Origin of the sequence: Pseudomonas sp. BS3767 (genome assembly GCF_900099665.1) — a bacterium.
GTDB classification, from domain to species: Bacteria; Pseudomonadota; Gammaproteobacteria; order Pseudomonadales; family Pseudomonadaceae; genus Aquipseudomonas; species Aquipseudomonas cerasi.
In genome coordinates this window covers 423147-447905 of the sequence record NZ_FNCX01000004.1, presented here as the reverse complement: position 1 = coordinate 447905, position 24759 = coordinate 423147, and the positions used below count along the sequence as shown (strand labels likewise).

The 24759-nt window shown below is 60.6% G+C and carries 20 protein-coding genes and 2 tRNA genes; 4 read left to right on the top strand and 18 right to left on the bottom strand.

The window, feature by feature from the left end:
* Nucleotides 1–11: 11 nt before the first annotated feature.
* Both rlmB and rnr read right to left on the bottom strand, forming a co-directional pair.
* Nucleotides 12–773 carry a 23S rRNA (guanosine(2251)-2'-O)-methyltransferase RlmB gene (gene rlmB, locus BLR16_RS14945; RefSeq protein WP_003317206.1) on the bottom strand — a complete coding sequence of 254 codons (762 nt, stop codon included), beginning with the start codon at nucleotides 771–773 and terminating at the stop codon, nucleotides 12–14.
* Nucleotides 770–3409, bottom strand: a complete 2640-nt coding sequence (gene rnr / locus BLR16_RS14940) for a ribonuclease R (protein WP_074806806.1) — start codon at nucleotides 3407–3409, stop codon at nucleotides 770–772. The genes rlmB and rnr overlap by 4 nt, the downstream gene beginning before the upstream one ends.
* Nucleotides 3410–3634: 225 nt before the next feature.
* Here rnr and BLR16_RS14935 point away from each other — a divergent pair.
* Nucleotides 3635–3721 (top strand) — tRNA-Leu (locus tag BLR16_RS14935).
* A gap of 160 nt (nucleotides 3722–3881) precedes the next feature.
* Nucleotides 3882–3968, top strand: a tRNA-Leu gene (locus BLR16_RS14930).
* A 124-nt stretch (nucleotides 3969–4092) separates the two neighbouring features.
* Here the strand turns inward: BLR16_RS14930 and BLR16_RS14925 are convergent.
* From BLR16_RS14925 to BLR16_RS14870, 12 genes are all read right to left on the bottom strand, one after another.
* Nucleotides 4093–6027 carry a methyl-accepting chemotaxis protein gene (locus tag BLR16_RS14925; protein ID WP_058416242.1) on the bottom strand — a complete coding sequence of 645 codons (1935 nt, stop codon included), beginning with the start codon at nucleotides 6025–6027 and terminating at the stop codon, nucleotides 4093–4095.
* A gap of 171 nt (nucleotides 6028–6198) precedes the next feature.
* Nucleotides 6199–7491 carry an adenylosuccinate synthase gene (locus tag BLR16_RS14920; RefSeq protein WP_003366319.1) on the bottom strand — a complete coding sequence of 431 codons (1293 nt, stop codon included), beginning with the start codon at nucleotides 7489–7491 and terminating at the stop codon, nucleotides 6199–6201.
* A 54-nt stretch (nucleotides 7492–7545) separates the two neighbouring features.
* Complete coding sequence (locus BLR16_RS14915) at nucleotides 7546–8733, bottom strand: ATP phosphoribosyltransferase regulatory subunit (RefSeq protein WP_003431936.1); 1188 nt, start codon at nucleotides 8731–8733, stop codon at nucleotides 7546–7548.
* A gap of 270 nt (nucleotides 8734–9003) precedes the next feature.
* Nucleotides 9004–9873, bottom strand: a complete 870-nt coding sequence (gene hflC / locus BLR16_RS14910; protein WP_003366315.1) for a protease modulator HflC — start codon at nucleotides 9871–9873, stop codon at nucleotides 9004–9006.
* Nucleotides 9873–11078: an FtsH protease activity modulator HflK gene (gene hflK / locus BLR16_RS14905; protein WP_003366313.1), complete on the bottom strand. Its 1206-nt coding sequence runs from the start codon at nucleotides 11076–11078 to the stop codon at nucleotides 9873–9875. Before hflK ends, hflC begins: the two co-directional genes overlap by 1 nt.
* A 96-nt stretch (nucleotides 11079–11174) precedes the next feature.
* Complete coding sequence (gene hflX, locus BLR16_RS14900; protein WP_002551820.1) at nucleotides 11175–12476, bottom strand: ribosome rescue GTPase HflX; 1302 nt, start codon at nucleotides 12474–12476, stop codon at nucleotides 11175–11177.
* 12 nt (nucleotides 12477–12488) lie between these two features.
* A complete protein-coding gene (hfq, locus tag BLR16_RS14895) occupies nucleotides 12489–12749 on the bottom strand; it encodes an RNA chaperone Hfq (protein ID WP_002551819.1) in 261 nt (86 codons plus the stop codon).
* Between the two features lie 92 nt (nucleotides 12750–12841).
* Complete coding sequence (miaA, locus tag BLR16_RS14890) at nucleotides 12842–13813, bottom strand: tRNA (adenosine(37)-N6)-dimethylallyltransferase MiaA (RefSeq protein WP_003431938.1); 972 nt, start codon at nucleotides 13811–13813, stop codon at nucleotides 12842–12844.
* Nucleotides 13814–15760: a DNA mismatch repair endonuclease MutL gene (gene mutL, locus BLR16_RS14885; RefSeq protein ID WP_060708606.1), complete on the bottom strand. Its 1947-nt coding sequence runs from the start codon at nucleotides 15758–15760 to the stop codon at nucleotides 13814–13816. It lies immediately after the preceding gene.
* Nucleotides 15760–17187, bottom strand: coding sequence for an N-acetylmuramoyl-L-alanine amidase (locus BLR16_RS14880; RefSeq protein WP_197676929.1), 1428 nt, complete (start codon nucleotides 17185–17187; stop codon nucleotides 15760–15762). The genes mutL and BLR16_RS14880 overlap by 1 nt, the downstream gene beginning before the upstream one ends.
* Before the next feature lie 2 nt (nucleotides 17188–17189).
* Nucleotides 17190–17660 (bottom strand): tRNA (adenosine(37)-N6)-threonylcarbamoyltransferase complex ATPase subunit type 1 TsaE, encoded by a 471-nt coding sequence (gene tsaE / locus BLR16_RS14875; RefSeq protein ID WP_010439884.1) that lies wholly within the window; start codon nucleotides 17658–17660, stop codon nucleotides 17190–17192.
* Entirely contained in the window at nucleotides 17648–19138 is a 1491-nt protein-coding gene (locus BLR16_RS14870; protein ID WP_074806799.1) for a bifunctional ADP-dependent NAD(P)H-hydrate dehydratase/NAD(P)H-hydrate epimerase, read from the bottom strand. The genes tsaE and BLR16_RS14870 overlap by 13 nt, the downstream gene beginning before the upstream one ends.
* Nucleotides 19139–19201: 63 nt before the next feature.
* Between BLR16_RS14870 and queG the strand changes: the two genes are divergently transcribed.
* Nucleotides 19202–20290, top strand: coding sequence for a tRNA epoxyqueuosine(34) reductase QueG (queG, locus tag BLR16_RS14865; protein ID WP_074806881.1), 1089 nt, complete (start codon nucleotides 19202–19204; stop codon nucleotides 20288–20290).
* Between the two features lie 101 nt (nucleotides 20291–20391).
* Here queG and BLR16_RS14860 read toward each other — a convergent pair whose 3' ends face one another.
* Nucleotides 20392–21003, bottom strand: coding sequence for a trimeric intracellular cation channel family protein (locus tag BLR16_RS14860; RefSeq protein WP_003343002.1), 612 nt, complete (start codon nucleotides 21001–21003; stop codon nucleotides 20392–20394).
* A 94-nt stretch (nucleotides 21004–21097) separates the two neighbouring features.
* Nucleotides 21098–21634 (bottom strand): oligoribonuclease, encoded by a 537-nt coding sequence (gene orn, locus BLR16_RS14855; protein ID WP_003366297.1) that lies wholly within the window; start codon nucleotides 21632–21634, stop codon nucleotides 21098–21100.
* Between the two features lie 108 nt (nucleotides 21635–21742).
* On the opposite strand from orn, the gene rsgA reads away from it, so the two are divergent.
* Complete coding sequence (gene rsgA, locus BLR16_RS14850) at nucleotides 21743–22774, top strand: small ribosomal subunit biogenesis GTPase RsgA (protein ID WP_003366295.1); 1032 nt, start codon at nucleotides 21743–21745, stop codon at nucleotides 22772–22774.
* 61 nt (nucleotides 22775–22835) lie between these two features.
* Here the strand turns inward: rsgA and motB are convergent, their stop codons facing one another.
* The gene (gene motB / locus BLR16_RS14845) at nucleotides 22836–23891 is read right to left on the bottom strand and encodes a flagellar motor protein MotB (protein WP_074806795.1); all 1056 of its coding nucleotides are present in this window, start codon (nucleotides 23889–23891) and stop codon (nucleotides 22836–22838) included.
* Nucleotides 23892–23894: 3 nt separating this feature from the next.
* Nucleotides 23895–24746 (bottom strand): flagellar motor stator protein MotA, encoded by an 852-nt coding sequence (gene motA / locus BLR16_RS14840; RefSeq protein WP_003342993.1) that lies wholly within the window; start codon nucleotides 24744–24746, stop codon nucleotides 23895–23897.
* Between the last annotated feature and the right edge of the window lie 13 nt (nucleotides 24747–24759).

The window sequence follows — 24759 nt, the reverse complement described above, 5'->3', positions numbered from 1 at the left end:
AGAAGCCGCAATCAGGCTTTTTTGCCGGCAGCCTTGACACTGCGCTGGCGCAGCGCTTCGAACAGACACACGCCAGTCGCGACCGACACGTTGAGGCTGCTGACGCTGCCCGCCATCGGCAGGCGCACCAGATAATCACAATGCTCACGGGTCAGGCGACGCATGCCCTTGCCTTCCGCGCCCATGATGATAATGGTCGGCCCGGTCAGGTCCTGCTGATACAGCTCGACCTCGGCCTCGCCCGCAGTACCGACCACCCACAATCCGCGCTGCTGCAGTTTTTCCAGGGTACGCGCCAGGTTGGTCACTGCCACGAGCGGAATGACCTCGGCTGCACCGCAGGCGACCTTGCGCACGGCTGGCGTCAGGGTTGCGGATTTGTCCTTGGGCACGATGACCGCCAGCGCACCTGCCGCATCGGCAGTACGCAGGCAGGCGCCAAGGTTGTGCGGATCGGTCACGCCGTCCAGCACCAACAGCAGCGGCGAGCCCTCACTGCGGTCCAGCAGCTCGTCGAGCATAGCCTCGCCCCAGACCTGACTCGGGCTCACATCGGCAACAACACCCTGATGCACGCCTTCGACCCAGGCATCCATTTCGCGGCGCTCGGCCTGCCCGATGGTGACGCGATTTTCGGCTGCCAGCGCCACCAGCGTCTGGACGCGAGGGTCGTTACGACCCTCGGCCAGCCAGATGTGCTTGACGCGTTTCGGATGATGACGAAGTAACGCTTCTACGGCGTGAACGCCGTAGATTTTTTCCAGCTGACTCATGACTTGGCCTTGGGTTTACGAGCGCCGCTGCTTTTCGCAGCTGGCGCGGAGCCCGTTTTTGACGAGCCTTTACGGTGTTTGCTGGCCGGTTTGCCCGATGAGGGCGCAGAACCCGACCTGTCAGACTTTCCCGACGATGCCTTGCTACCACCCTTCGCGTCTGCCAGAAGCGCTTTTTTCAGCTCGCGGCTTTTACGCACTTCTGCGTTTTTCGCGGCGGCATCGCTCGGGCGATACGCTTCGGTGCTGCTTTCCTTGGTCGAAGCGCTACGGCGTCCGGACTTGGCAGGCGCCCTATCCTTCTCAGCCGTGGTCGTGGTCGTGGCAGCAGGTGCCGCGGTGTCATGACCACGACGCTTGCGAGCCGTCGGCTTTGCAGCCGCTGCCGCTTCGGAGATCTCGAAATCGATCTTGCGCTCGTCCAGATCGACGCGCATGACGCGCACTTCAACGGTGTCGCCCAAGCGGAAGTTACGCCCGGTACGCTCGCCGGCAAGGCGGTGGTGCAGCGGATCGAAGTGGTAGTAGTCACCCGGCAAGGCGGTCACGTGGACCAGGCCCTCGACATAGATGTCGGTCAGCTCGACGAACAGACCAAAGCCGGTTACAGCGGTGATCACGCCCGGGAACGACTCGCCGACGCGATCCTTCATGTATTCGCACTTGAGCCAGTTGACCACGTCGCGCGTAGCCTCGTCGGCACGGCGTTCGCTCATCGAGCATTGTTCGCCCAACTGGTCGAGCAGCGCGTCGTCGTATGGGTAGATGCGCGCCTTCGGGATCGTGGCAGCGCCGGCACGACGAACGTGCGGCGTATCCTGCTTGGAGCGAATGACACTGCGAATCGCACGATGGGTCAGCAGGTCCGGATAACGACGGATCGGCGATGTGAAGTGCGTGTACGCTTCGTAATTCAGACCGAAGTGACCGTTGTTGTCCGAGCTGTAGACCGCCTGGCTCAACGAACGCAGCATCACAGTCTGGATCAGGTGGTAGTCAGGACGATCACGAACGGTTTCAAGCAGCGCCTGATAATCCTTCGGTGTCGGACCTTCCTTGCCTTTATGCAACGTCAGGCCCAGCTCACCGAGGAACGCACGCAGTTTTTCCAGGCGCTCCGGCGGCGGACCATCGTGGACGCGGTACAACGCAGGAATTTCGTGCTTCTTCAGGAACTGCGCGGTGGCCACGTTGGCGGCCAGCATGCATTCCTCGATCAGCTTGTGGGCATCATTGCGAGTGGTCGGACGGATTTCGGCAATCTTGCGCTCGGAACCGAAGATGATCCGGGTTTCCTGAGTTTCGAAATCGATCGCACCGCGCACATGACGCGCGCCCAGCAATACCTTGTACATGGCATAAAGCTGTTTGAGGTGCGGCACCACATCGCCGTATTCACCACGCAGGCTTTTGGCTTCAGCGGTTTTCGGCTGTTCCAGAATCGTGCTGACCTTGTTGTAGGTCAGGCGAGCGTGGGAGTGGATGATGCCTTCGTAGAACACGTAGTCAGTCATCTCGCCGGTCTTGGAGATGGTCATCTCGCAGACCATGGCCAGACGATCGACATGCGGGTTCAGCGAGCAGAGGCCGTTGGACAATTGCTCAGGCAGCATGGGCACGACGCGCTCGGGGAAATACACCGAGTTGCCGCGCACCTGGGACTCTGCATCCAGCGCCGAGCCGATCTTCACGTAGCTCGATACGTCGGCAATCGCCACGTAGAGCTTCCAGCCACCGGAGAACAAACGCAGCTTGCCCGGCTTGGCTTCGCAATAGACCGCATCGTCGAAGTCGCGAGCATCTTCACCGTCGATGGTCACGAACGGCAGATGGCGCAGATCGACGCGGTGTTCCTTGTCCTTCTCTTCGACTTCCGGCTTGAGCTTGGCAGCCTCTTTGAGCACTGCTTCGGGCCAAACATGCGGGATATCGTAGGTACGCAGCGCGACATCGATCTCCATACCGGGCGCCATGTAGTTGCCCACCACTTCGATCACGTCGCCTTGCGGCTGGAAGCGCGGCGTCGGCCAATGGGTGATTTTCACCTCGACAAACTGACCGATCTTGGCGCCGTTGTTGCGACCCGGCGTCACCAGCACTTCCTGCTGGATTTTCGGGTTGTCGGGTACAACAAAACCAATGCCGCTCTCTTCGAAGTAGCGACCAACGATGGTTTCGTGAGCACGCGAGATCACTTCGACAATAACGCCTTCGCGACGACCGCGACGGTCAAGGCCGGAAACACGCGCCAGCGCCCGGTCACCGTCGAATACCAGACGCATTTGCGCCGGGCTCATGAACAGGTCATCGGAACCGTCGTCTGGAACCAGAAAGCCGAAGCCATCGCGATGCCCGGAGATGCGACCCAGGATCAGGTCAAGCTTGTCTACCGGTGCATAAGTGCCGCGACGGGTGTAGATCAACTGGGCGTCACGCTCCATCGCCCGAAGGCGGCGGCGCAGAGCCTCGAATTGATCTTCGGTGGTCAGGCCGAACTCTTCGACCAGTTGCTCGCGACTGGCCGGCGAACCGCGCTCGGCAAGGTGCTGCAAGATCAGCTCGCGGCTGGGAATAGGGTTTTCGTATTTTTCCGCTTCACGAGCGGCCTCGGGATCGAGGGACTGCCAATCGGCCATTAGATAGTTTTCACCTTGTATATATAGGGGTTAGTTTGGCATAGACCTCATGAAACGGGAAATTTCACGCTCAAACCACTCGACAAAAAGCCTCCCTGACCACGCTGCAACACCCGAAACACACCGCCCGCGAATTTTTTCGAATTTTTTTCATCGCCGGGGTTTACAGCCTAAAAGGCGCTCCGTATAGTGCGCGCCATCGGCAGGTTGATGCCTTCCGATACTGCCCAGATGGTGAAATTGGTAGACACGCCAGCTTCAGGTGCTGGTGACCGCAAGGTCGTGGAAGTTCGAGTCTTCTTCTGGGCACCAATTCAGGCAACAGACTACAACAGTCTCAAGCCTCACAAAAACCCGCGAAAGCGGGTTTTTGCATTTTCAGGTTTTGATTATTAAATCAAAACAGGGGTTTACAGAGCAAAATGATCGCCGTATAGTGCGCCCCATCAACGGCGGAGACGCTGCTGATGCTGCCCAGATGGTGAAATTGGTAGACACGCCAGCTTCAGGTGCTGGTGACCGCAAGGTCGTGGAAGTTCGAGTCTTCTTCTGGGCACCAATTCAAACAAAACCGAGCCACTGGCTCGGTTTTGTGCTTTCAGTGGTTTGAACTTTCCGGGGTCTGAAAGTGTTATGACCCTGCGCGTGTACAGCGCCACATTAGGTGGCGCCCTACGAAAGCCTCAAGCCCTGAATTGCCCCAGGCTCGCCTTCAACTGCGCAGCCAGTCCGTTGAGCACTTTGCCACTGGCGGTTGTTTCCACCACAGCCTTGGCAGCACGCTCGGCCTGAGCATGGATCACCTCTACCCGACCGCGCACCGCCTGGGCACCTTCAGCCTGATGAACGGCCGCCTTGGTCGCCAGACCAATGGCCGCATGCACCTGCTCGACGGAGGCCTGCACGGTCTGCTGCCGCTTGGCGCTGTCGCGTAATACCTCCAGCCCTTCCTTGGCCTGTCGGCCAGCGATGCCGATGGCGGCCACCGCTTCTTTTGCACCGCGCTGTAAGGCCACGATGTGTTCCTGAATATCGCCCGTCGAGCTTTGCGTCTTGCTGGCCAGCGCCCGCACTTCGTCAGCCACCACGGCAAAGCCCCTGCCCGTTTCACCCGCGCGTGCGGCTTCAATGGCTGCGTTGAGTGCGAGCAAGTTGGTTTGCTCGGCAATACCGTGGATAACTTCCAGCACGACCTCGATCTGCTGGCTTTGCTGCGCCAGACGCTCAATGACCTGCGCACCGGTTTCAACCTGCCCGGCCAGCGCCTCGATCAAACCGCCGACCTGATTGGACGTGCGGGTGTTTTCATCGGTCGCTTGTTTGATATCGATCACCTGACGCAAGGCTGCCTGCATCGCCTGGCTTTCCGACTGCGCCTCGTCGGCCATCTGCTCCAGCGCTTTCAGACTGGCCGCCACTTGGTCCCGCTGCAATTCGGCCGCCGCATCGGCACCGGCGTTACGCTCGCTCATGACACCGATTTCCTGCCCGGTGCGCTGCGCCACCTCGCCCGCCTCACGAACGATAGGCTGCAACTTGTCGATGAAGCGGTTGACCGCCGCCGACATGTCGCCAATCTCGTCGTTGCTGTCCAGCTTGACGCGCTTGGTCAGATCGCCCTCGCCCGCCGCCAGATCATTGAGTGCCGCGATCAGCAGATGCAGCTTGCTGACGACCCGACGCCCGAGCACCACCGCCAGTAACAACAATACACCCAGGCCGACCAGGGCCAGCCCCATGCCGATTCTCCAGCGCAGCGTTTCGGCAGCTTCCTGAACCGCCACACGCGTGTTGGCGGTCATTGCCGCTCCCGCCGCCTGAGCCGACTGCAGGCGCGTGCGTAGCGCGGCAGAGCTGTCCTTCGAGGCACTGGCAAGGCTGTCAGACACCAACTGCTCACCACTGGTGATCAGAGTCGCGAAACGCTTGTCCAGGGCAGTAAGATTCTCTTCGACCGTTGCCGTGGACACACCCATGCGCACCTTGCCGATCTCTACGCCGTTAGGGCTGATGGATGCCTCGACGTAATACACCGAAGGGTCGCTTTTCGCCGCATTGAGGACCTTGTCCATCGCCCGCTCGCCTTCGCCCTTGGCCAAAAGAGCCTTGACCAGCGGATTGTCACGGTTCATGTAACGCGTGAGGTGCTCACCTGCAGCGTCGTCATAAACGACGAACAGTACGTTGGGATTGCGCTGGGCACGGCGTGCGAATTCGGAAAGCGTTGGCGTGTCGTTGTCCCACATGGCGCGCGGAGCAACGGCAGCCAGCAATTCGGCCATGTCGGTCGCGGACTCGCGCAGGTCTTTCTCCAGCGTGGCACGCAGTTGAGCCTGCTCTTCCTTCAGACGGGTAGAGAGCCCGACGCTCAGGCGCTGTCGAGTGCTGGCTGACAATGCATCGAGGCTCGATGTCACTTCGCTACTCGCCGACTCCAGCTCTGAGGACAGATGTTGCGAATCTACCCCCAGACGATTGGCGAGATCGGCCTCAAGCGCAGTGACTGTGCTCCGGGTAAGCGCAACCGCCACCACCACCTGCACCAAAAGAGCGATACCCAGCGCAATGAAGACCGGGCGCAGCAGACGGCTTTGCAATAGAGATAAGACAGCAGACACAGGAGAATCCCTCCACCCTCAGCGCCATTAAAATGATGGCACTTTTCTGTCATCTTTGTAGCAAGCGCCGTGCCGTGACACAAGTCTCACTTTTCTGAGCTTCCCTGCCGTCGGTGCGACAATAAAAAAGGGCCGCACATGCGACCCTTTTTGGCACAGCCCGGTGACGTATCAGCCGAACGGATGACGCAGCACGATGGTTTCGTTGCGGTCAGGACCGGTCGAAATGATGTCGATAGGCGCACCCACCAGCTCTTCAACACGCTTGATGTAAGCGCGAGCGGCAGCAGGCAGCTCTTCGAGGGTCTTGGCACCCAGCGTGGATTCGCTCCAGCCTGGCATCTGCTCGTAGACCGGACGCAGGCCCAGATAGCTGTCAGCGTCGGTAGGCGCGTCGATGACGGCACCCTCTTCGTTCTCGTAGCCCACACAGATGTTGATGGTTTCCAGACCGTCGAGCACGTCCAGCTTGGTCAGGCACAGGCCCGAGATGCTGTTGATTTCGATGGCGCGACGCAGGATGACGGCGTCGAACCAGCCGCAACGGCGTGCACGACCGGTGGTGGCACCGAACTCATGCCCACGCTTGGCCAGGAAGGCACCGACGTCATCGAACAGCTCAGTCGGGAAAGGACCCGAACCCACGCGCGTGGTGTAGGCCTTGGTGATACCCAGGATGTAATCCAGGTACATCGGACCAAAACCGGAACCGGTGGCAATGCCGCCCGCCGTGGTGTTGGAACTGGTGACGTACGGGTAGGTACCGTGGTCGATGTCCAGCAGCGAACCCTGGGCACCTTCGAACATGATGTCCTTGCCGTCGCGACGCATCTCATGCAGCGCAGCGGTGACGTCGAGCATCAGCGGCTTGAGCATGTCGGCGTATTCCATGCACTCGTCGAGCGTCTTCTGGAAGTCGATGGCAGGCTCTTTGTAGTAATTGACCAGCACGAAGTTGTGGTAGTCGAGCAGTTCGCCCAGCTTGGCGGCGAAGCGCTCACGATGGAACAGGTCGCCGATACGCAGACCGCGACGTGCGACCTTGTCTTCGTAGGCCGGGCCGATACCACGACCGGTGGTGCCGATCTTGAACTCGCCGCGGGCTTTTTCACGCGCCTGGTCGAGTGCCACGTGGTACGACAGGATCAGCGGGCAGGACGGGCTGATGCGCAGACGCTCACGCACCGGAATGCCTTTCTCTTCCAGCTTGACGATTTCGCGCAGGAGCGCGTCGGGAGCAACCACCACACCGTTACCGATCAGGCACTGCACGCCTTCGCGCAGCACACCGGACGGAATCAGGTGCAATACGGTTTTCTCACCGTCGATCACCAGTGTGTGGCCGGCGTTGTGGCCACCCTGATAGCGAACTACGGCGGTAGCATGTTCGGTCAGCAGATCAACGATCTTGCCTTTGCCCTCATCACCCCATTGAGTGCCCAGGACTACGACATTCTTACCCATAACACTTGTCCTCATTCACGCAAACTTGGTGCCGGCGGCGGCCGGCAGGAATACTCAAGAAGCCAGCGGCATTACCTGCCAGTGCTCGCCATGCTGAATCAATTGCCGGTCACAGTCGGCTTCACGCGCGGCGCTCGCCTGCTGCCCAGGCAACGCCTGAACCACACGCTGACCTTCACTGCGCAACTGGCAAACCATCTGCCAGAGTGCCGCATCCGTACTGTCCGGCACCCAGATGCCACCAGACGGTAAGACGATTTCTGCCTGCCCCAGGGTAACCAGGGTTTTCAGGTCGGTGGAAAAGCCGGTCGCCGGACGGGCACGACCGAAGTCGGCACCGATGTCATCGTAACGACCGCCCTGAGCGATCGACTGGCCCACGCCCGGCACGAACACCGCGAACACCACACCGGTGTGGTAGTGGTAACCGCGCAGCTCGCCGAGATCAAAGTACAGCGGCAGCTGCGGGAAACGCGCAGCCAGACGCTCGGCAATCGACAGCAGGTCGTCCAGAGCGGCCAGCACTGGCGCCGGTGCGCCGGCCAGACGATCGCGTGCGGCGTCCAGCACCTCACGACCACCGCACAGATCAACCAGTGCGCGCAGCATGGCGGCCAGCTCTGGCGGCAGATCGGCGGTGAGGGCAATCACTTCATCGATGGCCTTGCGCTGCAGTGCATCGAACAACTGCTGCTCGACTTCACCCGACAGGCCGGCGGCCCGCGCCAGACCGCGATAGATACCGACATGCCCGAGGTCCATGTGCACATCCGGCACATCGGCCAGTTGCAGCATGGCCAGCATCAGACTGATGACTTCAACATCGCTGCTCGGGCTCGCATCGCCGTAAAGTTCGGCACCCAGTTGTATCGGGCTGCGCGAGGACGACAGCGCGCGCGGCTGAGCGTGCAGAACGCTGCCCGCGTAGCACAGACGGCTCGGGCCTTCACGTTTCAGGGTGTGAGCATCGATACGTGCAACCTGTGGCGTGATGTCGGCGCGAAAGCCCATCTGCCGGCCCGATTGCGGGTCAATAACCTTGAAGGTACGCAGATCCAGATCCGAACCCGCGCCAGTCAGCAGCGACTCGAGATACTCGATATGCGGGGTGACGACAAACTCATAGCCCCAGCTCTGAAACAGATCCAACACCTGACGGCGCGCTACTTCAATGCGCGCCGCTTCCGGTGGCAGTACTTCTTCGATGCCATCTGGTAGCAGCCAGCGGTCGACCGTTGCCATTACGCCATTCCCCTGTGATCCAGGCGGCCAGCCTACAGGCCGACCTTGAGTGAAGCAGAAAGTGGTGCGCCGTATGACGGGCACGACAAATGCCCGAGACAGGCCTTGCAGACCACTTTCCTCGAAAAATCTTGCCGCGTTCCGATTCAGATACGGCCAATCAATCGTGCAGACGCAAAAAAGCCGGGAATTTCCCGGCTGCCGCATGATACACACGTTTCACCGTACGTTCACCCCACCGGGCGGTTTTGCCGCCCGGCGGGTGATTAATTACGGCTTGGCTTTTTCCATGTAGCGAAAGAATTCGCTGTTCGGATCAAGCACCATCACGTCGCTCTTGTTCGCAAAGCTTTCGCGGTAGGCACGCAGGCTGCGATAGAACGCATAGAACTCCTGGTCCTGACCATACGCCTTGGAGTAGATCGCGGCAGCCTGGGCATCACCATCACCACGCGCTTCTTCCGACTCGCGATAGGCTTCGGCCAGCAGCACACGACGCTGACGATCGGCGTCGGCACGGATGCCTTCAGCCAGCTCGTTACCCTTGGCACGGTGTTCGCGGGCTTCACGCTCACGCTCAGTGCTCATGCGTTCGAAAACGCTGCGATTCACTTCCTTCGGCAGATCGATGGCCTTGACCCGGACATCGACCACTTCGATACCCAGTTCTTTCTCGGCCATGCGGTTCAGCGAACCGGTGATGTCCGCCATCAGCGCGTCCCGCTCGCCCGACACGACTTCGTGCAGGGTGCGCTTGCCGAACTGGTCACGCAGGCCGGATTCCAGACGACGCGAAAGACGCTCGTCGGCAATCTGCTTGAGGCCGGAAGTCGCGGTGTAAAAACGCTCCGCATCCTTCACACGCCACTTGGCGTAGGCATCGACCATGACCGCTTTCTTTTCCAGCGTCAGGAAGCGCTGGGTCGGTGCATCGAGGGTCAGCAAACGACCGTCGAACTTGCGCACCTGGTTCACGTAAGGAACCTTCACATGCAGACCCGGCTGAACGTCAGCCTGGACCACACGACCGAATTGCAGCAGAACCGCGCGCTCGGTCTGGGACACTATGTAAAAGCTGTTCCAGGCGATGACCGCCAGTACCACGCCGACAATAAGGGTGATCAGTGATTTGTTACTCATCAGCGAGTCTCCCTGGTACGTACTTCACCACGCTGCTGAGCCTCATTCGCCCGGGCAGCGGCGGCAGCAGCGGCAGCATCATTGGCCGACTGCGATGGCGTACCTGAATTGGAGCCATTGCCGTTACTGCTGCGGCTGCTCTCGATCATCTTGTCGAGCGGAAGATAAAGCAGATTGTTCTGCCCCTTGTCGCCGGTCACGAGAACCTTGCTGGTATTGCTGAAGACTTCCTGCATGGTGTCCAGATACAGACGCTGGCGGGTAACTTCAGGAGCCTTGCGGTACTCGGCAACCAGCTTGGTAAAGCGATCCGCCTCACCCTTGGCGCGCGAAACCACTTCATCGCGGTAACCGTTGGCATCTTCGAGAATACGCTGAGCCTGACCACGGGCTTCCGGGATCACACCGTTGGCATAGCTTTCAGCCTGGTTACGCGCACGCTGCTCGTCTTCACGGGCGCGGATCACGTCATCGAAGGCTTCCTGAACTTCACGCGGCGCGGCAGCGCTCTGTACGTTGACCTGAGTGACGGTGATGCCGGTACGGTAGGTATCGAGGAAACGTTGCAGACGCTCCTTGATTTCGCTGGCCATCAGTTCACGGCCTTCAGTCAGCACCTGATCCATGGCCGTGGAACCCACGACATGGCGCAACGCACTTTCAGTCGCGTGCTGCAGGCTGATTTCAGGCTGGTCGACGTTCAGCACGAACGCCTGAAGGTCGCTGATCTTGTACTGCACGGTCAGCGGCACTTCGACGATGTTCTCGTCTTCGGTGAGCATCTGGCCTTGCTTGCTGTAAGCACGCTCGCGAGTCACGTTCTCCATGTACTTGCGATCGAACGGAGGGAAGTAGATGTTAAGGCCCGGGCCCACGGTCTCGTGGTACTGACCGAAACGCAGCACGACAGCCTGCTCTTGCTCGTCAACCACATAGATAGCGCTGTAAAGCCAGAAAGCGACCAGTACGACAAGCCCGATGCCGAGCAGGCCGAAGCCACCGCCCTTGCCCGAGCCGCCACCACTGCCACTGCTGCCGCCATCGCTGCCGCGTTTGTTACCGCCGCCGAACAACCCCTTCAGGCTTTCCTGCAGCTTACGGAAGGCCTCGTCGAGATCAGGTGGTCCCTTGCGGTCGCCGCCACGGCGTTTGCCACCCCAGGGATCTTGATTATTCGAGTTGCCACCCGGCTCATTCCAAGCCATAGCGCTCTCCATCTGATAAAGCAAAGACGCGCCCGCGGCGCGCCGACCAATGCTACAGAATGCTCGCGAAAGCCGTACAACGGCTTTCTCGTGCTTTTATTGCAAAGTGTGTTGCTCGATGAACTCCAGCGGCTGCAATCCTTCGCGACTCACCAGTCGATTGAGTTCAACGCGCGGCAGTCGTACGGCCAACACGCTGGCACCTTCCTCGTCATGCGTTTCGCTCTGCACCGCACCCAGCTCAAAGAACTGGGCACGCAGCCGGGCGAGACTTTGAGGCAGAAGCAGCGTGCCGACAAACAGGTCGTCGCCGAGCAATTCGGCGATAGCCTGCTTGAGCAGATCAAGCCCCCGACCATCACGGGCAGAAACCCAGACACGCTGCGGCTTGCCGTCGGCATCGCGCTGTATCTGAGGCTCTACGCCTTCAAGCAGATCGAGTTTGTTATAGACCTCGAGGATCGGCAAGCCCTCGGCTCCGATCTCGCCGAGCACGGCCATGACCTGCTCGATCTGCGACATGCGATCCGGCTCGTGGGAGTCGATCACATGCAGCAGCAAATCGGAGTTGCTCGATTCTTCAAGCGTCGCGCGAAAGGCCTCGACCAGTTTGTGTGGCAGATGGCGAATGAAGCCCACGGTATCGGCCAGCACGATCGGTCCCAGGTCATCGAGCTGCAGACGACGCAGGGTCGGATCGAGCGTGGCGAACAGTTGGTCTGCCGCGAACACATCCGAATCGGTTACCGAGTTGAACAGGGTCGATTTGCCGGCGTTGGTATAGCCCACCAATGAAACCGATGGAATATCCGCGCGACGACGCCCACGACGGGCCTGATCCCGCTGACTGCGAACCTTCTCCAGCCGTCCCTTGATCTGCCGCAGGCGAACCCGCAATAGACGTCGGTCGGTTTCGAGCTGGGTTTCACCCGGACCGCGCAGGCCGATACCACCTTTCTGTCGCTCAAGGTGAGTCCAGCCACGGACCAGACGGGTACTCATGTGCTCAAGCTGGGCCAGTTCGACCTGCAGCTTGCCTTCGTGAGTACGCGCCCGTTGCGCAAAGATATCGAGAATCAGACCGGTACGATCAAGCACACGACACTCGAAAACGCGTTCGAGGTTGCGTTCCTGACTGGGCGTGAGGGTGTGATTGAAGATGACCAGATCGGCCTGCTCGGCCTTGACCTGATCGCGAAGCTCCTCGACCTTGCCAGAGCCGATCAGGTACTTGGCCGAAGGCCGATGACGCGGAACGTTGATAAACGCAACGGTATCGGCACCGGCCGAGATGGCCAATTCCTGAAACTCCTGCGGATCTTCGCGCGCCTCAGGGTCCTGACCATCCAGATGAACGAGAATTGCACGTTCACCACCACTGTGGCGCTCAAAGAACAAGGCAGACTCCTATCAGGCGTTACCTGGCTCGGCGTCCGCGCCGTCAGCGTCTGTAGCGCTTGGCAGGCGGATCGGGCGAACCGGTACGACGGTGGAAATAGCGTGTTTGTAGACCATCTGGCTGACCGTGTTCTTCAGCAAAATGACGAACTGGTCGAAAGACTCGATCGTACCCTGCAGCTTGATACCGTTGACCAGATAGATCGATACCCCGACCTTCTCTTTACGCAAGGTATTCAGGTAAGGGTCTTGTAGCGAATGCCCTTTTGACATGTGCCGCACTCCTTTAAGGATCAATAAAATAATAAATCGAATTCGATTGGCTTACCGGCCACCCCCCAAGGATAGACGGCTATTGCAGGGACTCAGCTCAATATGGAGACCGATCCCAGGTATTTCAAGGCGCGCGACAGATTGTCGCTGGCCAGGCTGTCCAGCCAGTGCAAGTCGTCCCAGCTACGTAGCCAGGTGAACTGCCTTTTGGCCAGCTGGCGCGTCGCAATGATGCCGCGCTCCTGCATTTCATCCCGCGTCAGTTTCCCATCCAGGTGATCCCAGACCTGGCGATAACCGACAGCTCTTATCGATGGCAACCCTGAATGCAGATCACCTCTTGAGCGCAATGCCAGTACTTCGTCCAGAAACCCCTGATCCAGCATTTGCTCGAAACGTAGCGCGATGCGTTGGTGCAGCACCTTGCGATCAGCCGGAGCGATGGCAAGGTTCGCAACAGTATAGGGCAATTGCTGGCGCCCTGATGCGGCTGCTTCGGTACTTTGCGCAGTTTGTTGCTCGCGGTGTGCCGTCATGCTCATTCCGCTGACGCGATACACCTCGAGTGCCCTGATCAGCCGTTGCGGATCATTGGGGTGAATACGTGCCGCCGAAACGGGATCGACCACCGCCAGTTGATCGTGCAATGACTGCCAGCCGAAGGCCTTTGCATCCGCCTCAAGCTGCGCCCTGACCTGCGCATCGGCCGCCGGCATATCCGCCAGCCCGTCCAATAGAGCCTTGAAATACAACATAGTGCCGCCGACCAGCAAAGGAATATTTCCGCGCGCAGTAATTTCCGCCATGGCCGCCAGGGCGTCACTGCGAAAATCGGCGGCGGAGTAGCTTTGCGCCGGGTCGAGAATGTCGATCAGACGGTGAGGATATTCAGCCAGCTGAGCCTTCGACGGTTTGGCGGTACCGATGTCCATGCCGCGATAGACCAGCGCAGAGTCGACGCTGATCAGCTCGCAGGGCAGCACTTTGGTCAGTTCTATCGCAAGGTCGGTCTTGCCTGCAGCGGTAGGCCCCATGAGAAAGATGGCCGGAGGTAAAGCGTTCATTCATTGACCGCGCAGGAATAATTTATCCAGATCATTGAGACCCATCTGGGTCCAGGTAGGACGACCGTGGTTGCATTGCCCGCTGCGCTCGGTGTTTTCCATGTCACGCAGCAGGCCGTTCATTTCCGGGATGGCCAGACGCCGATTGGCGCGAATCGCGCCGTGGCAGGCCATGGTCCCGAGCAACTCGTTCATGTGCGCCTGCACCCGGTCGCTGGTGCCGTATTCCATGAGGTCGGCCAGCACATCGCTGACCAGCCGGTTGGCTTCGGCCTGCTTGAGCAACGCGGGGATCTGGCGGATCGCCAAGGTTTCCGGGCCGAGCCGTTGAAGCTCGAAGCCCAGGCGCTGGAAGGTCGCAAGATGCTCTTCGGCGCAGTCCGCTTCACGCTGGCTGACCGCAATGGACTCGGGCACCAGCAATGGCTGGCCGCTCAAACCTTCGTTGGCCATGGCTATTTTCAGTCGCTCGTACATGATCCGCTCGTGAGCGGCGTGCATGTCCACCAGCACCAGGCCGTGAGCGTTTTCAGCAAGGATGTAGATACCCTTGAGCTGCGCCAGCGCATAACCCAGCGGCGGAATATCCCCGGGCGATTCAGGCAGCGGCGCGGGCGCAGCACTGGGCAGCGGCGCGAAGAATTCACGATAAGCACTTTGCGCTTCGGCCACCGGCACGCCAGCGGTGGGCCGAGGCGTGTATTGATACTGATAACCGCTGCCAGCGCCGCCACCGGCAGCAGGCCGGGCAAACGACTCGCCCTGGGGCTGCTCCAGCACATTGTTGGCCAGACGCATTTCACCCTGCGGCCCGAATTCGCCCGCTTCAGGCCCGCTCGGGCGTGTCTCGGCGACAACCGGCACGCTGCCACCCAGCTGATTTTCAGGGCGCACATCGCCCAGCGCGCGGTAGAGGGTGCCATACAGAAAGTCGTGCACCATGCGCCCGTCGCGGAAGCGCACTTCGTGTTTGGTCGGGTGAACGTTGACGTCCACAGCGGCCGGATCGACCTCGAAGAACAGCACGAAGGTCGGATGACGGCCATTGAATAGCACGTCGCGATACGCTTGACGCACTGCGTGGGCGACCAGCTTGTCGCGCACTGCGCGGCCATTCACGAAGAAATATTGCAGGTCGGCCTGGCTGCGCGAAAAGGTCGGCAGCCCGACCCAGCCCCACAGATGCAGACCATTGCGCTCGATCTCGATGGGCAGCGCCTGCTCCAGAAAGCCAGGCCCGCAGATTGCCGAGACACGTCGCGCCCTGGCGGTGTCGTCATGCGCTTCATGCAGGCTCAGCACGGTCTTGCCGTTGTGACGCAGGTGGAAGGCCACGTCGAAACGCGCCAGCGCCATGCGCTTGATGACTTCCTGCAAATGATCGAATTCGGTTTTTTCGGCTTTCAGAAACTTGCGCCGGGCCGGCGTGTTGAAGAACAGGTCGCGCACTTCAACGGAGGTGCCTACCGGATGCGCGGCTGGCTGCACGCGCGGCGCCATGTCCCGACCTTCGGTTTCGACCTGCCATGCCTGATCGGCGTCGCGGGTGCGGGAGGTCAGCGTCAGGCGCGCTACGGAACTGATCGAAGCCAGCGCTTCGCCGCGAAACCCAAGGCTCATGACCCGCTCGAGGTCTTCCAGGTCGCGAATCTTGCTGGTCGCGTGACGTGCCAGCGCCAATGGCAGATCGTCCGAAGAGATACCGCTGCCATCGTCACGCACTTTCAACAATTTGATACCGGCCTGCTCGACGTCGACATCAATGCGCCGCGCGCCGGAATCGAGGCTGTTTTCCAGCAGCTCCTTGATCACGGAAGCCGGGCGCTCGACGACTTCGCCCGCCGCAATCTGGTTGGCCAGACGCGGACTGAGCAGTTCAATGCGCGCTGCGTTCAGGGCAGTCTGAGCGTTATCGGCTTCGGCGCCGTCGAGCAGGAGATCGGTCATTACTGAGTCGCCACCTCGGAACTTGGGATACGCAGGTCCTGGCCGATCTTCAATTCATCCGACTTCAGATTGTTGGCGCTGCGCAAGGTGGCGATGCTCATGTCATAGCGCGCAGCGAGCATGGCCAGGGTTTCGCCGGAACGAACGACATGATTGCGCGGCCCTTGGGCCAGCTTGCCGTTGTCACGTAGCCAAGCGATATAAGTGCCCTGCGGCGGGTTCTGCTGGAAGAACTGCTTGACGCCCGACGTGATCGAACGCGCCAACGCCTGTTGATGCGACGCCGAACCGAGCTTGTTGGCCTCGTTGGCATTGGAGATAAAGCCGGTTTCCACCAGGATCGACGGGATATCCGGCGACTTGAGCACCATGAAGCCCGCCTGCTCGACACGTGACTTGTGCAGCGAGGTCACGCGGCCAATATTGCTCAATACCTTCTGACCAACGTTCAGGCTCGACGACAGCGAAGCGGTCATGGACAAGTCCAGCAACACACCCGCTAGCATGCGGTCCTTGTCATCCAGGCTGACAGCGCCAGCACCACCGATAAGGTCGGAACGGTTTTCACTGTCCGCCAGCCAGCGTGCAGTTTCGGAAGTGGCACCGCGATCGGACAGGGCGAACACCGATGCGCCGAACGCCGCAGAGGACGGCGCGGCGTCGGCGTGGATCGACACGAACAGGTCGGCGCCCTTGGAACGGGCGATCTCGGTCCGTTTGCGCAGCGGAATAAAGTAGTCGCCGGTCCGCGTCAGTTCGGCGCGGTAGCCTTTCTCGGCATTGACCTGGCGCTGCAGCTCCTTGGCAATCGACAGCACCACGTTTTTCTCTTTCTGACCGGCACCGCCCGAGGCACCGGGGTCTTCCCCGCCGTGCCCGGCATCGATCACCACGACGATGTCGCGCTTGCCGTTCGGCACCGGGGTCAGCTTGATTTCAGGCTTGGCCGGGCTGACCGGGACAGCAGGCGCGGTGTTGGCGGCGGTATCCGGAATGACCGGTGTCGGATTGGCATCGGCGGCGTTGTCGTACAGGTCGACCACCAGACGGTTGCCGTATTGCTGATTCGGCGCCAGCGTGAAGCTCTTCGGGGTCACACCCTTTTTCAGGTCGATGACCACGCGCAGGTCGGTAGGCGTGCGCTGCGCAGAACGCATGCTGCTGATCGGCGTATTGGCCGTTGGTACGTTCAAGGGGCCGCCAAGCGTCGCACCATTGATATCGATCACCAGACGGTCAGGCGAAGTCAGGGTAAACAGGCTGTGCTGGACTGGCCCGGACAGGTCGAATACCAGACGCGTGTTGTCCGGTGCTCGCCATAAGCGGACACTTCGTACTTGCGTAGCGGCAACCGCCTCGACAGCCAGGGCCATCAACAGCAGACCAACTACAGTAACCAGCGCGCGCATGCGCATACCTAACCCCATATCTATTTGAATTCCAAAGCCAAAGTGGCACACCAACGTTCGCCACGCGAGCCCAGCGGGCTCAATATCACGGAACGACCTTCTCCGTGCGGCCCAATGGTAATGGTCAGGTCGGGCTTTGGCAAAAAGCCTGCACCACGCTGGGGCCATTCAATCAGACAAAGTGCGTCGCCGTCGAAGTAATCACGCACCCCCATGTACTCGAGCTCTTCCGGATCGACCAGCCGGTAAAGGTCAAAGTGAAACACCTTTATCGCGCCGATTTCGTAAGGTTCGACCAGCGTGAAAGTAGGACTCTTGACGGCCCCGACATGCCCGAAGCCGCGAATCAATCCCCGCGAAAGCGTGGTTTTTCCAGCGCCCAGATCGCCATCCAGAAAGATGACGCCAAGGCCTTCTGTCACCCTGGCCAGGCGTGCACCAAAATCCATCATTGCCTCTTCGCCAACCACATGCAGCGTTAAATCAGACACGGTTGCAGCTCCTCCAGTAACTGACGAATGGCAGGAATAATATCGCTGGCAGCCAGCCCGCGACCGCCCTCACCGGCTTTCTGACCGGCGCTTGCATGCAGCCACACGGCAAGACAGGCCGCGTCGAAAGGTTTGAGGTGCTGCGCCATCAACGCGCCGATCAATCCGGCCAGCACATCACCCAGTCCTGCGGTGGCCATGGCCGGATGGCCGCGGTCGCACAACGCCAGTTGCCCGTGTGCATCGGCAATCAGACTGCCAGAGCCCTTGAGCACACAAACCGTGTCGAATTTACGCGCCAACGCCCGCACCGCAGCGGCCCGGTCAGCCTGAACGTCCTTGATGCCCACACCCAGCAAGCGTGCCGCTTCGCCCGGATGCGGGGTGATGACACTGCCTTTGGGCAGGCTGACCAGCCCGGCGGACAGCATATTCAGCGCATCGGCGTCCCACACCTGCGGACGATCCGCGTTGGCGGCCGCCGACAGCAGGCTGCGCCCCCAGGCCGCCTGCCCCAGGCCGGGGCCGACCACCAACACGCTGGCCGGCTCGATCAAGCCCATCAGTTGGTTGGCCGAGTGGATCGCCGCGCTCATGATTTCCGGCATACGCGTCAGAGCAGCCGGAACATGCTCGGGCCGCGTTGCCAGCGTCAGCATGCCTGCACCGCTGCGCAGGGCGCTTTCGGCGCTGAGCAACGCTGCGCCGCCAAAACCGTGATCGCCACCGATAACCAGAACCCGGCCAAACAGGCCTTTATGGGCGGTTCGCGGGCGTGCTGCCAGTTGCGGCAGGTTATGTTTATCGAGGCGCTTCGCGCTGAACGGCACCTGCGCCACCAGCGCCGGGGCTGCGCGCAGGTCGTCGAACATCAGCTCACCCACCAGATCTGCCGCGTCGCCCGTCAACAAACCCAGTTTGAGGCCAATGAACGTAACGGTCACTTCGGCACGCACCGCGACACCCAGCGTCTGGCCAGTATCTGCGCTCAAGCCGGATGGAATATCCACCGCAACGACGGGCAGACCGCTGTCGTTGATAGCGTTGATGGCCGAGACGTAGGGCTCGCGCACCTCGCCATCGAGACCGGTGCCCAGCAAGGCATCCAGTACGATACCGGCCAGCGGCTGCCCGGCCCATGCCTGAATATGAATACCGAAAGCCGCAGCATGCGCCGCAGCAGCATCACCGGTCAGTGCGGCCGGATCGCCGACGGCCAGCACCCTGACCTGCCAGCCGGCCTTGTGCGCCATGGCAGCCACCAGATACCCGTCACCGGCGTTGTTGCCCCGCCCGGTCAATACGGTCAGTTCATTCGCCTCCGGCCAGCGCCGAAGTATCGTATGCCATAACGCCTGCGCAGCGCGCAGCATCAATTCCAGGCCGGGTGTGCCTGCAGCAACCAGCCGTGCATCGAGGTCGCGGACCTGCGCAGCACTGTACAGCGCGTCGGGTAAATGAGGTTTAGTGTCGAACATGCGTCTATGGGCTCCGATGTCTGGCAGAATTATACGCACCTTGGTCCCGGTTTCTCTCTGCGCATGTCCGCTATTAGTGCTGTACTTCCTAGTTCCGATGATCTCGCCGCCCTTGCCATCTCAATCAAGGCGTGGGGGCGTGAGCTGGGCTTTCAGGAAGTCGGGATCAGCGGCCTGGACCTGGCAGAGCACGAACAGCATCTGCAACGCTGGCTCGATGCAGGCTATCACGGGGAAATGGACTATATGGCAGCCCATGGCAGCAAACGTTCCCACCCCGATGAGCTGGTCCCGGGAACGTTGCGCGTGGTGTCGCTGCGCATGGATTATCTGCCGGGCGACACCGAAATGGCGCAGCGCCTGACCGAGCCGGAAAAAGCCTACGTCTCACGTTACGCGCTGGGCCGTGATTATCACAAACTCATCCGCAAGCGCCTGCAGCAACTGGCCGAGCGTATTCAGCAGGCCGTAGGGCCGTTTGGCTTTCGAGCCTTCGTGGACAGCGCGCCAGTGCTGGAAAAAGCCATCGCCGAACAGGCCGGGCTCGGCTGGATCGGCAAAAACACGCTGGTGCTCAACCGTAAGGCGGGCAGTTTCTTCTTTCTTGGCGAGCTGTTTGTCGATATCCCGTTGCCGGTCGACGCACCTCATGCAACCGAGCATTGCGGGCGCTGCACGGCCTGCCTGGACATCTGCCCGACGGCGGCGTTTATCGGGCCTTATGTGCTGGACGCGCGACGCTGCATTTCTTATCTGACCATCGAGCTGAAGACCGCGATCCCAGAAGAGCTGCGGCCACTGATCGGCAACCGGGTGTTCGGTTGCGACGATTGCCAGATCGCCTGCCCGTGGAACCGCTTCGCCCGGCCAACCGAGCAGAGCGACTTTCAGCCGCGCCACAATCTGGACAATGCAGGGCTGGCCGAACTGTTCCTGTGGGACGAAGAGAAATTCCTCGGCAGCACCGAAGGTTCACCACTGCGCCGGGCGGGTTATGAGCGCTGGCTACGCAACCTGGCCGTGGGGCTGGGCAACGCGCCCTCCACCATCCCGGTGATCGAAGCCCTGCACGCACGGCGCGACTATCCCTCGGAACTGGTCAGGGAGCATGTGGAATGGGCGCTGCAGAGGCATGGCGTGGCGCCGCTTTAAACCTGCAGGCGTGTGACGCGGAGCGTCACGAAAGGCATTCCCACGCTGGAGCGTGAGGAACGATAATTTTTCAACTATTGTGCCTGCGCCCTGCGTACGCCTCAGGGCTCGTCCTTGTAGACAAACTTGGGCATTTCCCAGCGGAAACGAATCGCCAGCAGGCGCAGCAGCAGGCCGCCGAACAGGGTGATCAGCACCGCTTGTTCGTTGGGCAGTTGCAGGTACTGACACAGCAGAAAACACCACGCTGCCAGAAAAGACACACTGGCGTACAGCTCGCGGCGGAAGATCAGCGGGATGTCGTTGCAAAAGATGTCGCGCAGGATGCCACCGAAGACCCCGGTGATCACGCCGCACACTGACGCGATCAGCAGACCGTGCCCGGCCTCGAGCGCGGTCATGCAGCCGATCAGGGTAAAGGCCACCAGCCCCAGTGCGTCGAGCACCAGAAACAGTGAGCGCAGGTGGCGCATCAGTGGCGCAATGAAGATCGTCACCAGCGCCGCCACACTGGTCAGGACCAGGTATTCCGGGTGCTTGACCCAGGTCAGCGGGTAATGACCGATCAGCACGTCGCGCACCGACCCGCCACCCAGCGCCGTGACGCAGGCGATCAGCACCACGCCGAACCAGTCCATCCCGCGCCGCCCCGCAGACAGGGCTCCCGTCATGGCTTCAGCAGTGATAGCGATCAGATAAAGCATCAGCAACATGGCGGCGACTCTGCGACAAAGGCGCGCAGTCTAACCAGCCGACCAACGCACTGAAAGAGTGCAGCGAAGATTATTCACTGCACGCGCGTCTCGCTCAGGCCTTGATGAAGTGCTCACGATAAAAGCGCAGCTCGGCAATCGACTCGCGGATGTCATCGAGCGCCAGGTGGGTGCTGCCTTTCTTGAATTTCAGCTCGGGGGACCAGCGCGCCGCCAGTTCCTTGAGGGTCGAGACATCCAGATTGCGGTAGTGGAAGTAGTTTTCCAGCGTCGGCATGTGGCGGTACAGGAAGCGGCGATCCTGGCAGATGCTGTTGCCGCAGATCGGCGAACTGCGCTCGGGGACCCACAGCTTGATGAACTCAAGGGTCTGCGTCTCGGCTTCAGCCATGCTGACGGTACTTTCCCGCACGCGCTGGGTCAGGCCCGAACCGCCGTGCTGGCGAGTGTTCCACTCATCCATCTTCGCCAACGTCTCGTCGCTCTGATGCACAGCGATCACCGGGCCTTCAGCCAGGGTGTTCAGCTCGCTATCGGTGATGATCGTGGCCATTTCGATAATGACATCGGTATCAGGGTCAAGACCGGTCATTTCCAGATCGATCCAGATCAGGTTCTGCTTGTTCTGCATGTGTCGACTCCTCAGCGTAGGCGCGCAGTTTAGCTCACCCTGCCGTGCTAGACTCCTGCCGATCCATCGTACTGCCTAATTCATCGGTTACATCACATCGGAACACCCATGGCCAAACGCCAACTCAATCGTCGTCAAAACTGGCGCATCGAAAAAATTCAGGGCGAGCGTGCTGCCCGCGCGGCAAAACGCGAGTCCGCTACGCTTGAAACACTCGAGGGTGGCGACCTCGGCCCCGAGCAGACGGGGCTGGTCATCGCTCACTTCGGCGTGCAAGTCGAAGTCGAGGCCCAGGAAGGCGAAGTGACCGGTCAGGTCTTCCGTTGCCACCTGCGCGCCAACCTGCCTGCACTGGTGACCGGTGATCGCGTCGTATGGCGCGCCGGCAATCAGGGCATTGGCGTCATCGTCGCGCAACTGCCCCGCACCACCGAACTGCGCCGCCCGGATTCACGCGGCCAGCTCAAGCCTGTGGCTGCCAACGTCGACCTGATCGTGATCGTCTTCGCGCCGATGCCCGAGCCGCATGCCAACCTGATCGACCGTTATCTGGTGGCCGCCGAGCATGCCGGGATTCGTCCTTTGCTGCTGCTCAACAAGGCAGACCTGATCGACGAGCAGAATGCGCCCGCGCTCAACGCCCTGCTGGCGGTCTACCGCACGCTGGGTTATCCAGTACTGGAAGTGTCCGCGCACCACGGTGACGGCATGCAGAGCCTGCAAAGCCAGCTTGACGGGCACATCAGCGTGTTCGTCGGCCAGTCCGGCGTCGGCAAGTCCTCGCTGGTCAACAGCCTGTTGCCGGAAACCGACACTCGGGTCGGCCCGCTGTCCGAAGTTTCCGGTCAGGGCACGCATACCACGACCACCGCACGCCTGTTCCACTTCCCGCGTGGCGGCGATCTGATCGACTCGCCGGGTATCCGTGAGTTCGGCCTGGGGCACGTCAGTCGTGCTGACGTAGAGGCAGGCTTCATCGAGTTCAACGACCTGATCGGCACCTGCCGCTTTCGTGACTGCAAGCATGACCGCGAACCGGGCTGCGCCCTGCTCAAGGGGCTTGAGGACGGCCGCGTGCAACAGCAGCGCATGAACAGCTATCGCTCGATCATTGCCAGCCTGCCGCAAGACAGTTACTGAGCACCGAACGCCACACGCAAAAACGCCGCGATGATCGCGGCGTTTTTGTATCGGTTGCAGCTCAGTTCTGGGCTGGCTCGACCCGCAACTTGCCATCGTCAAAGATATTCAGCTTCTGCCGGATCTCGCGCGGCTGGGCGTAGGCCTGCGGGTCTGGCGGCGCCGCTGTCGAAGCCCCCGGAGCAGCGGGCACGGCCGGTGCCGCCGGAGCTGGTGCGGGTGCTGCCGGCGCGCCAGGCGTGGCTGGCGTGGCTGGCGCGCCGCCGGAGTTCTGATCGCCCTCGATACGCTGCTGGGCTTTTTTGGTCAGCACCACGATATCGATGCGGCGATTGACCGGGTTGGTCGGGTTCTGGTGATCATAAAGAGCAGACGATGCGTACCCTACCACCCTGGCCACCTGTGAGTCCGGATAGGTCCCCGCTACCAGTGCGCGGCGTGCAGCATTGGCACGATTGGCCGACAGCTCCCAGTTGCCGAACCCGCCGCTGCCCACGAAAGGCGTTGCATCGGTATGACCGCTGATGCTGATCTTGTTCGGCACACTTTTGATGGTGTCAGCCAGAGCCAGCAGAATGTCTTCGAAATAAGGCTTGAGACGCGCGCTGCCCGAGTCGAACATCGGTCGATTTTCCGCATCCATGATCTGGATACGCAAGCCGTCCTGAGTGATCTCGAACAGAATCTGATCCTTGAATTTTTGCAGTTGCGGGTTTTCCTCGACCTTGTTCTGCAATTCCTGGAGCAGCATCTCCAGACGCTCCTGCTCTACCTCTTCAGCCTTGGTCTCGGCAGTTTCCGCCTCAAGCGGCACGGTGTCCGGCGAAGGCGTGGTCTTTACCTCGGGGTTCAGCGTCTGGTTCGGCGACATCTCCGGCGAACCGCCCAGATCGATCACATACGGCGAACCGCTGTCCGAAAAGCCGACAGGGTCCTTGAAATAACCGGCGACCGCGAGCAATTGCTCGGGGGTGGCGGACGACATCAGCCACAGCACCAGAAAGAACGCCATCATCGCCGTCGCGAAGTCGGCAAACGCGATTTTCCAGGCACCGCCATGATGTCCGCCACCAAAGCGCTTTACGCGCTTGATGATAATCGGCTGATTATTTTCCATGACTTAGCGACCGCGAACCGCTTGTTCCAGCTCGCTGAAGCTGGGGCGATGCAGCGGATAGAGAACCTTGCGGCCGAACTCGACAGCCAGCGAAGGCGGCATGCCGGAGGCCGAGGCCACCAGGGACGCCTTGATGGCCTCGTAAACGTTCATTTCTTCCTTGGCATCATGCGCAAGGCTGGTGGCCAGAGGACCGAAGAAACCGTAAGCCGCGAGAATACCGAAGAACGTACCGACCAGCGCCGCACCTACGTGCATACCGATCGCAGCCTTGTCGCCGGAACCCAGCGACGCCATGGTCACCACGATACCCAGTACCGCAGCCACGATACCGAAGCCGGGCATACCGTCGGCGATACCGGTAATGGCATGGGATGGATGCTCGAGGTCTTCTTTCATGCTCAGCAGTTCCATGTCGAACAGACCTTCCAGCTCGTGGGGAGCCATGTTGCCGGACGACATGATCCGCAGGTAGTCGCAGATGTACGCAGTCATGCGTTCATCCTTGAGGACACCCGGGTATTTGGCGAAGATCGGGCTGGAAGCAGCGTCTTCGATATCTCCTTCAATCGCCATCATGCCTTCACGGCGGCTCTTGTTGAGGATTTCATAAACCAGGCCCAGCACTTCGAGGTAATAGGCATGCGTGAAGCGCGAACCGAACATCTTCAGCGACTTCTTGAACACGTGCATGAACATGTAGCCAGGGTTGGCCTGAAGGAACGCGCCCAGTGCAGCACCGCCGATAATCAAGACCTCGTACGGTTGGAACAGCGCCATGACCTTGCCATGGGACAGCACATATCCGCCGATGACACTTGCGAGAACGACAATGATGCCGATGATTTTAGCCATAGGAAAAAATACT

Excerpts from the sequence above, each read along its gene's own strand:
- BLR16_RS14870 (WP_074806799.1), bottom strand. The coding sequence starts at position 19,138 with ATGTTCGACACTAAACCTCATTTACCCGACGCGCTGTACAGTGCTGCG.
- rnr (WP_074806806.1), bottom strand. The coding sequence starts at position 3,409 with ATGGCCGATTGGCAGTCCCTCGATCCCGAGGCCGCTCGTGAAGCGGAA.
- BLR16_RS14915 (WP_003431936.1), bottom strand. The coding sequence starts at position 8,733 with ATGGCAACGGTCGACCGCTGGCTGCTACCAGATGGCATCGAAGAAGTA.
- mutL (WP_060708606.1), bottom strand. The coding sequence starts at position 15,760 with ATGACCGATCTCCTGCTCGACGGCGCCGAAGCCGATAACGCTCAGACT.
- queG (WP_074806881.1), top strand. The coding sequence starts at position 19,202 with ATGTCCGCTATTAGTGCTGTACTTCCTAGTTCCGATGATCTCGCCGCC.
- BLR16_RS14860 (WP_003343002.1), bottom strand. The coding sequence starts at position 21,003 with ATGTTGCTGATGCTTTATCTGATCGCTATCACTGCTGAAGCCATGACG.
- hfq (WP_002551819.1), bottom strand. The coding sequence starts at position 12,749 with ATGTCAAAAGGGCATTCGCTACAAGACCCTTACCTGAATACCTTGCGT.
- motA (WP_003342993.1), bottom strand. The coding sequence starts at position 24,746 with ATGGCTAAAATCATCGGCATCATTGTCGTTCTCGCAAGTGTCATCGGC.
- BLR16_RS14920 (WP_003366319.1), bottom strand. The coding sequence starts at position 7,491 with ATGGGTAAGAATGTCGTAGTCCTGGGCACTCAATGGGGTGATGAGGGC.
- rsgA (WP_003366295.1), top strand. The coding sequence starts at position 21,743 with ATGGCCAAACGCCAACTCAATCGTCGTCAAAACTGGCGCATCGAAAAA.
- hflC (WP_003366315.1), bottom strand. The coding sequence starts at position 9,873 with ATGAGTAACAAATCACTGATCACCCTTATTGTCGGCGTGGTACTGGCG.
- motB (WP_074806795.1), bottom strand. The coding sequence starts at position 23,891 with ATGGAAAATAATCAGCCGATTATCATCAAGCGCGTAAAGCGCTTTGGT.
- BLR16_RS14880 (WP_197676929.1), bottom strand. The coding sequence starts at position 17,187 with ATGGGGTTAGGTATGCGCATGCGCGCGCTGGTTACTGTAGTTGGTCTG.
- miaA (WP_003431938.1), bottom strand. The coding sequence starts at position 13,813 with ATGAACGCTTTACCTCCGGCCATCTTTCTCATGGGGCCTACCGCTGCA.
- orn (WP_003366297.1), bottom strand. The coding sequence starts at position 21,634 with ATGCAGAACAAGCAGAACCTGATCTGGATCGATCTGGAAATGACCGGT.
- rlmB (WP_003317206.1), bottom strand. The coding sequence starts at position 773 with ATGAGTCAGCTGGAAAAAATCTACGGCGTTCACGCCGTAGAAGCGTTA.
- hflK (WP_003366313.1), bottom strand. The coding sequence starts at position 11,078 with ATGGCTTGGAATGAGCCGGGTGGCAACTCGAATAATCAAGATCCCTGG.